Genomic DNA, 12547 nt, shown 5'->3' with positions numbered 1-12547 from the left:
ATAATTATTTTAGTGTTATTTAACTACAAAAGATAAGAGACATGGGGAAACAGTTAGTAGTAATATTTATTTTTCTTAGTGGAATTTGCTTAGGGCAAAGAAAATACACAGCCGACAAATATTTTGAAGTTTTTGCTTATAAAAAGGCAGCAGAACTATATGAGAAAATTTATGATAAAGGAAATAATTCGTACGAAATTGTTAGTCGTTTAGGAGACTCTCATTATTATAACTCAGAGTTTTTAGAAGCAGAGAAATGGTATAAAATTTTAATGGAAAACTATGAGAGTATTACAGAGCCAGAATATTTTTTTAGATATGCACAATCTTTAAAAAGTAATGGAAAAATTAAAGAGTCTGATAAATGGCTTTTAAAGTTTAGTGAAATTAAAGAGAATGACTCAAGAGGGCAAGCTTTAGAGAAAAATGAAGGTTATTTTAATAAATATAGTAATGGAAAAAAGAAAACATTTATAAATATAACCAATCTCTCAGTCAATACTCAGTATTCTGATTTTGGTGGGTTTACCTATGATAATAAACTTTATTTTGCCTCTACAAAACCTGTTGGAGAAAATGACAAACTATATAAATGGAACAATCAACCGCATTTAAATATCTACAAAGCAAATGAAGTTTATAATGAAGAAAAACAATTAATAGATTTAGAAAAAGAAGAAATAATTTCATCATTAAGTTCACAATATCACGAATCCAATGCTGTAATTACTTCAGATGGTAAAACAATGTACTTTACCAGAACAAATTTCAATGGAAAGAAATTAGAAGGAGGAGATAATCAAATAGCATATCTTAAAATATATAAAGCAGAGTTTGAAAATGGAGAGTGGAGAAATATAAAGGAACTTCCATTTAATAATGATAATTATTCTGCGGGACATCCAACTTTAAGCGCAGATGAGAAAACATTGTATTTTATTTCAGATATGCCAAATGGTTTTGGGAAAACAGATATATACAAGGTTGCACTTTTAGAAAATAGCACTTACGGAGAACCAGTAAATTTGGGAAAAGAAATAAATACTGAAGGAAGAGAAATGTTTCCTTTCGTCGCTAAAGATAATACCTTGTATTTTGCTTCAGACGGACATCTAGGTTTAGGTGCCCTTGATATTTTTGAATCAAAAAATAATTCAGGTACTTATCAAAAACCAAATAATTTAGGTGCTCCAATAAATGGATCGTATGACGATTTTGCTTTTGTGATAGACGATGAAAAGAACAAAGGTTTCTTCTCTTCTAATAGAAAAGGAGGAAAAGGAGACGATGACATTTATAGCTTTATTTTATATAACTGTAAAGAAGATATAACAGGTGTAGTATCAGAAGAAAAAAGCAATAAACCAATATTAGGAGCAACAGTTAAATTAATTGATTCTAATGGTAAGGTTCAAGCACAACAAGTAACGGGAAAAAATGGAGACTATAGGTTTGTTGAAGTTGATTGTGAGAAAAAATTTACAGTTATAGCAGAAAAAGAAGATTATAAAGCTTACCCAAAACAATTACAAACTCTTGATGTAAATAAACAGCTTGTTACAGTAAATTTATCGTTAAAACCATTGATTATAGAAGATCAAATTGTGATTAGTCCTATTTATTTTGATTTTGATAAACATACAATAAGAAAAGATGCAGAATATGAGTTAGAACATATTGTTTCGGTAATGAAAAATCACCCAGAAATGATAATTAGAATAGAATCACACACAGATAGTAGAGGATCGAAAGAATACAATAAAAAGCTATCTGATAAAAGAGCAAAATCAACAAAAGCTTACATTGTTTCTAGAGGGATTTCTTCAGAAAGAATAGAAAAAGCAGTAGGTTATGGGGAAGAAAAACTATTAAATAATTGTGACGATACAACAAGCTGCTCTACAAAAGAGCATCAAAAAAATAGAAGATCTTATTTTTATATAGTTAAAAAATAACAATTATAACCTATAAAGTATCAAAAACACCTCAATTTTGAGGTGTTTTTTTATATCTCAAATTCAACAATTACAAGAAAATACGTAATTTCGCACATTCAATTAATAAACCGACAAAATGAGTAAGAAGTTTACTGAATACAAAGGATTGGATTTACCAAAAGTAGCTGAAGAAATATTAAACTATTGGGAAGAAAACAACATCTTTGAAAAAAGTATTACTACACGTGAAGGAAACGAACCATTTGTGTTTTTTGAAGGGCCACCTTCAGCAAACGGTTTGCCAGGAATTCACCACGTAATGGCACGTGCCATTAAAGATATTTTTTGTCGTTATAAAACCCAAAAAGGATACCAAGTTAAGCGTAAAGCAGGTTGGGATACACACGGTTTACCTGTAGAATTAGGGGTTGAAAAAGAATTAGGAATCACCAAAGAAGATATTGGAACAAAAATTACGGTTGAAGAATACAATGAAGCTTGTAAAAAAGCTGTAATGCGTTACACTGATATTTGGAATGACTTAACTCAAAAAATGGGGTATTGGGTAGATATGGAAGATCCATATATTACTTATAAACCAAAATATATGGAGTCGGTTTGGTGGTTGTTAAAGCAAATTTATGATAAAGATTTACTGTACAAAGGATATACTATTCAACCGTATTCACCAAAAGCAGGAACAGGATTAAGCTCGCATGAGTTAAATCAACCAGGAACGTATCAAGATGTTACAGATACTACAGTAGTAGCTCAGTTTAAAACAATCAAAGAAACGTTACCAGAGTTTTTACAAGTTGAAGGAGATGTACATTTTTTAGCTTGGACAACAACTCCATGGACACTCCCATCAAATACAGCATTAACGGTTGGCCCAAAGATTGAGTATGTTTTAGTAAAAACATTCAATCAATACACCTTTGAACCAATTCAAGTGGTATTAGCTAAAAACTTAGTATCAAAACAATTTGTAGGGAAGAAGTTTAATGAAGTTGAAGATGTAGCTGAATTGGCAAACTACGCTGAAGGAGACAAGCAAATTCCTTACACAGTTGTAAAAGAATTTGTAGGAAAGGACCTAGTAGGTATCAAATATGAACAGTTATTACCATTTACTTTACCATATCAAAATCCAGAAAATGCTTTTAGGGTAATTTCAGGAGATTTTGTTACTACCGAAGATGGTACTGGTATCGTACACACAGCACCTACCTTTGGAGCTGATGATGCGTTAGTTGCAAAACAAGCAACCCCAGAAGTGCCGCCAATGTTAGTGTTAGATGAAAATGAAAATCCAGTTCCTTTAGTAGATTTACAAGGGAAGTTCCGTCCAGAAATGGGAGAATTTGCAGGTAAATATGTGAAGAACGAGTACTATGCTGATGGAGAAGCTCCTGAAAGATCAGTAGATGTTGAGTTAGCGATTCAATTAAAAGAAGAAAATAAAGCCTTTAAGGTTGAAAAATATGTACACAGTTATCCGAATTGTTGGCGTACCGATAAACCAATTTTATACTATCCATTAGATTCTTGGTTTATCAAGGTAACCGATGTAAAGGATAAGATGTTCGATTTAAATGAAACGATAAACTGGAAACCAAAATCAACAGGAGAAGGACGTTTTGGTAACTGGTTAAAAAATGCGAATGACTGGAACTTATCACGTTCTCGTTTTTGGGGAATTCCATTACCTATTTGGCGAACAGAAGACGGAACAGAACAAATCTGTATTGGTTCTGTAGCTGAATTAAAAGAAGAGATTCAAAAGTCAGTTGATGCAGGCGTAATGTCTGAAGATATTTTTGCTGATTTTGAAGTAGGAAATATGTCTGAAGATAACTACGATAAAATCGATTTACATAAAAATGTAGTCGATAAAATCACGTTAGTTTCGGCATCAGGAAAACCAATGAAGCGCGAAAGTGATTTAATTGATGTTTGGTTCGATTCTGGTTCTATGCCTTATGCACAGTGGCATTATCCGTTTGAAAATAAAGAATTAATAGAAGATAAAGAAAGTTACCCTGCAAACTTTATTGCAGAAGGAGTAGATCAAACTCGTGGATGGTTCTATACGTTACATGCAATTGGAACGATGGTGTTTGATTCTGTAGCTTATAAAAATGTTGTATCTAACGGATTGGTGTTAGATAAGAACGGGCAAAAAATGTCAAAGCGTTTAGGAAATGCGGTAGATCCGTTTACAACATTGTCAGAGTTCGGTCCAGATGCTACGCGTTGGTATATGATTTCGAATGCGAACCCATGGGATAACTTAAAATTTGATATTGCAGGAATAGAAGAGGTAAAACGTAAATTCTTCGGAACTTTATATAACACCTATTCATTCTTCTCTTTATATGCAAATATTGACAACTTTACGTATAGTGAAGCTGAAATAGCTATTAATGAACGACCAGAGATTGATCGTTGGATTTTATCTGAATTAAATACCTTAGTTCAAAAAGTAGATAAATTCTATGCTGAATATGAGCCTACTAAGGCAACCAGAGCTATTTCCGATTTTGTGCAAGATCACCTAAGTAACTGGTATGTGCGTTTATGTAGAAGACGTTTCTGGAAAGGAGAGTATGCACAAGATAAAATCTCTGCATACCAAACGTTATACACCTGTATGTTAACGGTAGCTAAATTAGGATCTCCAGTAGCTCCTTTCTTTATGGATCGTTTATATAAAGATTTAGTGAATGCTACAGGAAAAGAAAGTTTTGAAAGTGTACATATAGCAGAGTTTCCAAAATACAATGCTGATCTAGTTGATAAGTCGTTAGAGCGTAAAATGGAAAATGCACAAACAATTTCGTCATTAGTTCTATCTCTAAGGGCTAAAGAGAAAATTAAAGTGCGCCAGCCGTTACAAAAAATAATGATTCCTGTATTAGATGCAGTTCAGAAGGAAGAAATTTTAGCAGTTGCAGACTTAATCAAGTCAGAAGTAAACGTTAAAGAGATCGAATTATTGGACGATGCTTCAGGAATTTTAGTAAAACAAATCAAACCAAATTTTAAAGCATTAGGGCCTAAATTTGGTAAGGAAATGAAGTTGATAGCTAATAAGATACAAGGATTTACACAAGAAGATATCATTAAAATAGAAAAAGAAGGTGAAATTTCTGTGGAAATTAACGATAAAATGATTACTTTAGGAACCGCTGATGTGGAGATTTCATCGAAAGATATCGAAGGGTGGTTGGTAGCCAACGCAGAAGGGTTAACTGTAGCTTTAGATGTTACAATAAACGACGAATTACGCAAAGAAGGTGTGGCAAGAGAATTAGTTAATAGAATTCAAAACGCACGAAAAGACACAGGTTTAGAAGTAACCGATAAAATAAAATTAACCATTTTGCACGCTGATGATTTAAAAGAATCGGTATTGGCAAATGAAAACTACATTAAAGCAGAAACATTAACAAACGAATTAGTTTTTGTTGATGTTTTAAGTAATGGTACAGAAATTGAGTTTGATACCATTAAAAGTAGAATGTTAATTGAAAAAATATAGCATTATGGATGATGTTAAAATAAGATATTCAGACAGTGATTTACAAGAGTTTAAGGAAATCATTCAAAAGAAAATTGAAAAAGCAGAAGAAGATTTAAGGTTGCTACAAGCATCATATAAAAACGGTTCAGATAACGGAACCGATGATACGTCGCCAACATTTAAATCTTTTGAAGAAGGATCTGATACAATGGCTAAAGAGGCAAACATGCAGTTAGCTATTCGTCAAGAAAAGTTTATTCGCGATTTAAAAAATGCCTTAGTTCGTATTGAAAATAAAACCTATGGTATTTGTAGAGTTACTGGTAAGCTAATTCAAAAAGAACGTTTAAAGTTAGTACCACATGCTACTTTAAGTATCGAAGCAAAACGAAAACAATAACTTTTAAAGTTAAAATAAATAGAGCCTCTTTTAGAGGCTTTTTTTGTATGAAAAAATATCTATTGTTATTACTTATGCTAAGCATCCAATTTCTTTACTGTCAAGAAAAAGTAATGCAGAAAAGAAAAATGTTAGTAAACGAACTCGAAGTCATTACTTTCGGCTTGGACGATATTGTAATTGAAAATTCAAAAGATGAACAACTCGAAGTAGTTTTATTAGATGAAAATCCACATACACACAATATCCTATTCAAAAAAGAAGGTGAAGTCTTTACAATAGCATTTGAATTAAATATTCCAACATTAAAAAACGAAGTCTTTCGAAAATATATAACGAGGAGGCTAGAAAGAGCCAGGGCAGTTATAAAAGTTCCCAAAAACAAACATATAAGCATTCATGGAAAAACTATCGGAATAACTTCAAAAAGTTATAAAGGAGATGTAAATATTTATATAGAAAGAGGAAATATAAAGTTAAATACAGTTAAAGGAAACTCAAATATAGATCTTTTCCAAGGCAATGTTTTTGCTAATATTGATAAACAAACAGGTTTGGGTTTAAAAACTAACAACGGAACAATCCTTATAAATGGAAAAAGAAAAATATCTCCATTTTCTAAAGAAGTGACACCTGTTTCTAAAATACTTACTATAAATTCTATTCATGCGAATATTAATATTGAATTAAAGTAATTAACAAAAAATTATAAAAATTAGACGTAACAAAAGAAGTTTCATTTTGTCTAATGGTTAATTAAAAACTAAGAAATGAATAAAAGCATACTAACCACAGCAACCATTGCAGCATTATTATTAACAAGCTGTAATTCTACTAAAAAAACAACAAATGATTTAGCTGTTCAAACCCCCATTGTAACGACTTTAGATTTAACAAAAGTTGACAATGATAAAGTACCAGTAACTGTTAATCCAGGCAGGTTTACAATTGAAAAAGTAACATATAGATTGCCAAGAGTTGTCCAAGGAACCTATTCTGTGAGTGATTTTGGTAAATATGTAGACAGCTTTAAGGCTTTAGATTATGAAGGAAATGAACTAGAGGTAACAAAAGTTGATACGAATACTTGGGAAATTACAAATGCTGAAAAATTAGATAAAGTAACGTATTTAGTAAACGATACTTTTGATATGGAAGTTTCAGGAGGAATTGGAGGAGAAACCCCATTTTCACCAGCAGGAACAAATATAGAGTCTACAAATTATGTGCTTAACCTTCACGGATTTGTGGGGTATTTTGATTCTTTAAAAAACAATCAATATAAGTTAGATGTTGTTTCGCCTACCAATTTTAAAAGAACTTCCGCTTTACAAGAAGTTGGAACAAAAACAAGTGAAGACGGTTCAACTTTAACGTCGAGCTATTTTGCTCCACGTTATTTTGATATTACAGATAACCCTATGTTTTATGGAGAATTAGATGTAGAAGAGTTCAAGGTTGGTGATATTAAAATTGTATTAAGTGTATATTCTCCAAACAAAAAACACTCAGCTGAAAAAATTAAAGCTGTAATGGAAAAAATGATGCAAGCGCAAAAAGCATATTTAGGAAGCATTAATAGTACGGCACGTTATGATATTTATTTATACTTATCTGACGGAACTGAAAAAGCACCTAAAGGATTTGGAGCTTTAGAACATCATACATCAACAGTAGTAGTATTACCAGAAGCAATGCCAGATGAAGCATTAGCAAAAAGCATGATAGATGTAGTATCTCATGAGTTTTTTCATATTGTAACTCCGTTAAGTGTACATTCAGAAGATGTACATTACTTCGATTACAACCAACCAACATTCTCTAAACATTTATGGATGTATGAAGGAATTACAGAATACTTTGCTACATTATTTCAAGTAAACCAAGGTTTGGTAACAGAAGATGAATTTTACAGTAAAATTATGGGTAAAATTAAAACTGCATCTTCTATGAATGATGCTATGAGTTTTACTAAAATGAGTGAAAATGTATTAGACGAGCCTTATGCTTCTCAGTATTACAATGTTTACCAAAAAGGAGCTTTAATAGGTATGTGTATTGATATTTTAATGCGTGAAGAAAGTAATGGAAATAGAGGTGTGTTATCATTAATGAAAGAGTTGTCATTAAAATATGGGAAAAACAAACCATTTGAAGATGATAAGTTAATTGGAGAAATTACTGAAATGACCTATCCATCAATAGGAGCATTTTTAAACACACACGTAGTAGGAGGTACACCAATTAATTATAATGAGTTTTTTGCTAAAGCAGGATTAGTGTTAGATGAATCAAAAGTGAAAACAAATTATATCCAAAATGATGGAGCTATGATTGTTAGACCAGATAAAGCGACACAAACTATCCGATTTACAGAAGCTGTAAAAGACAACAGCTTTTGGGCTGAAAATGGAGCACAACCTAATGATGCAATCAAAGAAGTTGATGGAGTGGCTGTGACAAAGGAAAGTGCAAATCAAATTTTTACGAAAATGTTTATGTGGCAACCAGGAAACGAAGTTGAAGTAAAATTAGAAAGAGATGGTAAAGAGGTGGTTATTAAAACAACTTTAACTCAATCATATACAAAAGGAACTAGTTTAAAAGATGATCCTAATGCAACACAAAAGCAAAAAGAACTAAGAAAAGCTTGGTTAAAAGGATAGTTTCTTTTTATTAATATAAATTAAGACCAGTATGACTAAAAGTCTATTGGTCTTTTTCTTTCTATAAATCAGAAGAAAAACATAAAAATAGTTTTCTTATTTTTGTTTCCATTAAATAAAAAAAATGTCTAAAAAACACATCGCAATACTTACCGTAATTCTGGCAATTTTAATTGATCAAATTAGTAAAATTTACATCAAAACACATTTTCAGCTAGGAGAAGAAGTAGTTGTTTTTAATGATTGGTTTAGAATCCATTTTACCGAGAATAATGGTATGGCATGGGGCTTTGAATTTGGAGGGAAAACAGGGAAGTTGTTTTTAACTTTATTTAGAGTTGTTGCAGTTACAGGTATTGTGTATTGGTTATGGCAAACAATAAAACGAAAGGCACATACCGCTGTTATTGTCGCTATTGCATTAATTTTAGCAGGAGCAGTAGGCAATATCATCGATTCTGTTTTTTATGGTGTAATTTTCGACTCTTCTTACCATAATGTTGCTACACTTTTTTCAGATAATCCTTACGGAGAATTATTTCATGGAAAAGTAGTAGATATGTTATACTTTCCTATTTACGAAGGAGAAAACTTTACCTTTTTTAATGCTATTTTTAATGGTGCAGATTCTTGGATAACGATTGGAGTAGCTTTACTATTTTTATTTAATAAGCAAGCATTTCCAAAAGAAGAAGAAACAAAACAAGCTTCATAAAAGTACTTTAGATACTTTTCCTATATTTATAGAAAAAGAAAACCATGCGTTTATTAAAATATCTTGCTGTTTTTGTACTAGGATTTTTAATTGCAAAATTCTGGTATGAAAAGAAGGAAGAAAAGTACGAGCAAGAAGAAATTCAGGTGGTTTTAAACGGAATCCAAAACCTAAGTAAATTAGTAGTTTCAGAAGGAAATTTCTCTGAAATGTACAGTTTTACGGATGCTAAAAAATACTTTTATGGATATCTTACATTTGAAAAAAAAGCAATGCTTTCTGTGAATGCAAAGGTTGAGGTTGGTTACGACTTATCGAAATTAGAAATTCAAATAGATAGTGTTGATAAACAAATTATTATTAAAAAAATTCCTGAGGAAGAAATTCTGATTTCTCCAGATATTAAATACTTCGATTTACAACAAAGCCAGTTTAATACTTTTTCTAAGCAAGAACTAAATAAGCTCAATGCTAAAGCTGTTGAAAAGATTAAATCAACAATTACAGTGTCTCGACTACAAAAAGACGCTAAAATACGTTTATTTGAAGAACTGTCTAAGGTTTACCAACTTTCTAAAATTTACAATTGGAAAGTGGTGGATAATACCAACTCAGAGATGTTTGAACAGCTATTTATTGAGGATTAATTTAAAATAAAATTGTTAAAAGAGTTTTGAAAATTTTTAAACCCAAAAGTGAAAAGCTAAGAGAATACATAGAGTTTTATTATTTTTTTGAAGAAAAAGAAATTAACAAGAAAACTTCTTATTTAATATTCCCGCTTCCTTATACTGTACTATCTATTGTAAAAGGTGCAAGTCTTGAGTATTCAAAAAACAATATAAACATTAGGTCTTGTTTAAAAGAGACAATAAGTTTTGATTTAACAACTTCGTATACCAAACCAATAAGGGTAAATTGTTTTGGTAGTTTTAAAGAGGTAACAATAGTTTTTAAGCCTTTAGGTTTCCAGTCTTTTCTTAAAAATCATAACGACTCATCATTAGAAAGTTTTATTAGAGATGGAAGTCTTAGGTTAGATAAACTTTTTGATGTAAACTCCAATTCTTTTATAGATAATATTGAAGAATATTTACTTTCTAAATTAAATAGATTTGATTATCCTCTTTTAGAAGGTTTTGTTCGGGATGTATACAAAGGGGTTGATAAAACAGTTTTAGAATATTCAATAGAAAATAAAGTAAGCCCAAAGACATTTATTAAGTACAGTAAACTGTATTTAAAACGAACTCCTGCCGAGTTTAAAAAAGTTGTTAGATTTCATAATGCCTTAAAGGAGTTTAAAAAGAAAGAAAAAATAAATTTTAACTTAACAAACCTTAGTTTAATAGCGAATTTTTTTGATCAATCTCACATGATTAAAGATTTTCGTTCATTATCTGGCTATACTCCAAGAGAATTTTTTAAAAAGGTTAGTAAAGAGAAAAGAGAAATAAATTGGATGTATGATTGAGGGTAATTTTTTTACAATTTTTATAAATTTTCAAAATATATATTTGTCATAATTATTAAAAATAAGTTATGAAAAAAATATATGGAATTGCTATGCTATTTTTGGTATTAATGGCATGTAAAAAAGAAGAAAAAGAAAAACTAATTTATACCCAAGATGTAGACAATTATTGGAAAGCGTACGATAAGATAACTTCTACCAAAGATTCAGTTTTACAATTAAAATATTTAAAAGAAGAATTTTTAAACAAAGCTTCTATTGGGCAAAAAGCAATGTTTAAAGCTAGAAACTGCACTCCTCAAGAGTACATAGAAAACATTAATAATTACCCGAAATTTTGGCACTCCATTAGAGAAAACACCTTAAAAAGTAAAGATTTCAGTACAGAGATAGAGAATGGGGTACAAAAGTTAAAAGTATTTTATCCAGATTTAAAACCAGCAAAAGTGTACTTTACTGTTGGAGCATTTAGAACTGGAGGAACAGCCGTAGATAGTTTAGTGATTTTTGGTGTAGATATGCAAATGTTGGATGAGAATATTAATACTTCTGAGTTCAAAAAAAGCCTAGATAATGTAAAAAATTTTCAAAAAACAAATCCAATCAATAATGTAAAGTTTACAGGAGTTCATGAGTTTGTTCATACACAACAAAAACCTTTTTCAAGAGAGAGTTTATTAGTAGCAAGCCTATATGAAGGAGTAGCAGAGTTTGTTGCTGAAAAAGCTTTAGGAGAAAAGTCTAGTATGGAAGGTATAGAATACGGTAAGAAAAATACTCAAGTTATTAAAGATCAATTTGAAATAGAAATGTTCAACAAAGCTTATTCTTATTGGTTGTGGAGTTCGATGTCAAATAAATTTAATCAGAGAGATTTAGGGTATTTTATTGGATATAAAATTGCTGAAAAATACTATGATGATTTTGATAAAGATAAAAATTTAGCAATAAAAAATCTTATAGAGTTAGATTATGGTAATAACGAAACCATCATTGAATTTGTAGATTCAGTTAAATTTTTTGATAAACCAATTTCTGAAATAAGAAAAGAAAATGAAAAGCATAGACCTTATGTCGTTTCTATAAAAGAATTTAAGAATAATGATACTGATGTAGACCCAGCTATAAAAACACTAACTATTGAATTTTCTAAACCAATGAATGAAAAAATAATGAATCTAAGATTAGGTCCGTTAGGAGAATCAAATTTGTTAAGTGTGACAAGTTTTAAAGGATGGTCGGAAGATAGAACTAAATTGTTTTATGAAATTGAGTTAAAACCAAAACTTAAACAACAAATTTTAGTAACTGATTTTTATCAATCTAAAGAAGGATATCCATTACAACCATACCTTATAGATATAACGACGAAGTAACAAAAAACCTTGGACTAAATTATCCAAGGTTTTTTATATTAATTAGGTAACTTCTTACCCAATAAACCATAAATAAAAGCTCCTATAAGAGCTCCTAAGAGTACAATAATCATTGGGATTATTCCTTGTCCAATCAAAACAAAAATAGGAGCAGGACAAGCGCCTGCTAGTGCCCAACCTAACCCAAATATAGTGCCGCCAACTAAAGTTCTAATAAATCCTTTTTTCTTTTCTCTAATGTTAATTTGGTTCCCTAAATAATCTTTAATTTTTCCGATTTTAAAGAAATACATAAGTATTGCAGAAATAGCTACGGCAGAACCAATAATACCATACATGTGAAAAGATTGAAATTTAAACATTTCATAAATTCGATACCAAGAAACAGCTTCTGATTTAGATAAAATAATTCCGAAAACTATACCAATAACTAAAAATTTTATATTCTTCATC

The 12547-nt window shown here is 30.5% G+C and carries 10 protein-coding genes; 9 read left to right on the top strand and 1 reads right to left on the bottom strand.

From position 1 onward, the window contains the following. Positions 1–41: 41 nt before the first annotated feature. The 9 genes from MHM83_RS00815 to MHM83_RS00775 all read left to right on the top strand — a co-directional run bounded on the left by MHM83_RS00815 (position 42) and on the right by MHM83_RS00775 (position 12094). The gene (locus MHM83_RS00815; RefSeq protein WP_239178143.1) at positions 42–1955 is read left to right on the top strand and encodes an OmpA family protein; all 1914 of its coding nucleotides are present in this window, start codon (positions 42–44) and stop codon (positions 1953–1955) included. 118 nt (positions 1956–2073) lie between these two features. Next, positions 2074–5481 carry an isoleucine--tRNA ligase gene (ileS, locus tag MHM83_RS00810; RefSeq protein WP_239178142.1) on the top strand — a complete coding sequence of 1136 codons (3408 nt, stop codon included), beginning with the start codon at positions 2074–2076 and terminating at the stop codon, positions 5479–5481. 4 nt (positions 5482–5485) lie between these two features. Continuing rightward, positions 5486–5863, top strand: a complete 378-nt coding sequence (locus MHM83_RS00805) for a TraR/DksA family transcriptional regulator (protein ID WP_047790047.1) — start codon at positions 5486–5488, stop codon at positions 5861–5863. 113 nt (positions 5864–5976) lie between these two features. Further along, the gene (locus MHM83_RS00800) at positions 5977–6558 is read left to right on the top strand and encodes a DUF4097 family beta strand repeat-containing protein (RefSeq protein ID WP_239178141.1); all 582 of its coding nucleotides are present in this window, start codon (positions 5977–5979) and stop codon (positions 6556–6558) included. A 75-nt stretch (positions 6559–6633) separates the two neighbouring features. Next, on the top strand, positions 6634–8529 hold the full coding sequence (locus tag MHM83_RS00795; protein ID WP_239178140.1) for a M61 family metallopeptidase: 1896 nt from the start codon (positions 6634–6636) through the stop codon (positions 8527–8529). Positions 8530–8653: 124 nt separating this feature from the next. After that, positions 8654–9244, top strand: a complete 591-nt coding sequence (locus tag MHM83_RS00790; protein WP_047789939.1) for a lipoprotein signal peptidase — start codon at positions 8654–8656, stop codon at positions 9242–9244. Positions 9245–9288: 44 nt separating this feature from the next. After that, the gene (locus MHM83_RS00785) at positions 9289–9891 is read left to right on the top strand and encodes a DUF4230 domain-containing protein (protein ID WP_239178139.1); all 603 of its coding nucleotides are present in this window, start codon (positions 9289–9291) and stop codon (positions 9889–9891) included. A 26-nt stretch (positions 9892–9917) separates the two neighbouring features. Next, a complete protein-coding gene (locus MHM83_RS00780; protein WP_239178138.1) occupies positions 9918–10718 on the top strand; it encodes a helix-turn-helix domain-containing protein in 801 nt (266 codons plus the stop codon). A gap of 68 nt (positions 10719–10786) precedes the next feature. Then, a complete protein-coding gene (locus MHM83_RS00775; RefSeq protein WP_239178137.1) occupies positions 10787–12094 on the top strand; it encodes a hypothetical protein in 1308 nt (435 codons plus the stop codon). Positions 12095–12132: 38 nt separating this feature from the next. Here MHM83_RS00775 and MHM83_RS00770 read toward each other — a convergent pair whose 3' ends face one another. Then, positions 12133–12546 carry a DUF6691 family protein gene (locus MHM83_RS00770; protein WP_167712919.1) on the bottom strand — a complete coding sequence of 138 codons (414 nt, stop codon included), beginning with the start codon at positions 12544–12546 and terminating at the stop codon, positions 12133–12135. Between the last annotated feature and the right edge of the window lies 1 nt (position 12547).

The organism is Tenacibaculum sp. Mcav3-52 (assembly GCF_022347665.1).
GTDB classification, from domain to species: Bacteria; Bacteroidota; Bacteroidia; order Flavobacteriales; family Flavobacteriaceae; genus Polaribacter; species Polaribacter mesophilus.
The sequence above is the reverse complement of the archived record's forward strand: the minus strand, read 5'-3'. Positions and strand labels throughout refer to the sequence as shown.

What these genes read in the sequence shown, in the direction of transcription:
- MHM83_RS00800 (WP_239178141.1), top strand. Translation starts at nt 5,977, where the DNA reads ATGCAGAAAAGAAAAATGTTAGTAAACGAACTCGAAGTCATTACTTTC.
- MHM83_RS00770 (WP_167712919.1), bottom strand. Translation starts at nt 12,546, where the DNA reads ATGAAGAATATAAAATTTTTAGTTATTGGTATAGTTTTCGGAATTATT.
- MHM83_RS00795 (WP_239178140.1), top strand. Translation starts at nt 6,634, where the DNA reads ATGAATAAAAGCATACTAACCACAGCAACCATTGCAGCATTATTATTA.
- MHM83_RS00775 (WP_239178137.1), top strand. Translation starts at nt 10,787, where the DNA reads ATGAAAAAAATATATGGAATTGCTATGCTATTTTTGGTATTAATGGCA.
- MHM83_RS00805 (WP_047790047.1), top strand. Translation starts at nt 5,486, where the DNA reads ATGGATGATGTTAAAATAAGATATTCAGACAGTGATTTACAAGAGTTT.
- MHM83_RS00790 (WP_047789939.1), top strand. Translation starts at nt 8,654, where the DNA reads ATGTCTAAAAAACACATCGCAATACTTACCGTAATTCTGGCAATTTTA.
- ileS (WP_239178142.1), top strand. Translation starts at nt 2,074, where the DNA reads ATGAGTAAGAAGTTTACTGAATACAAAGGATTGGATTTACCAAAAGTA.
- MHM83_RS00815 (WP_239178143.1), top strand. Translation starts at nt 42, where the DNA reads ATGGGGAAACAGTTAGTAGTAATATTTATTTTTCTTAGTGGAATTTGC.
- MHM83_RS00785 (WP_239178139.1), top strand. Translation starts at nt 9,289, where the DNA reads ATGCGTTTATTAAAATATCTTGCTGTTTTTGTACTAGGATTTTTAATT.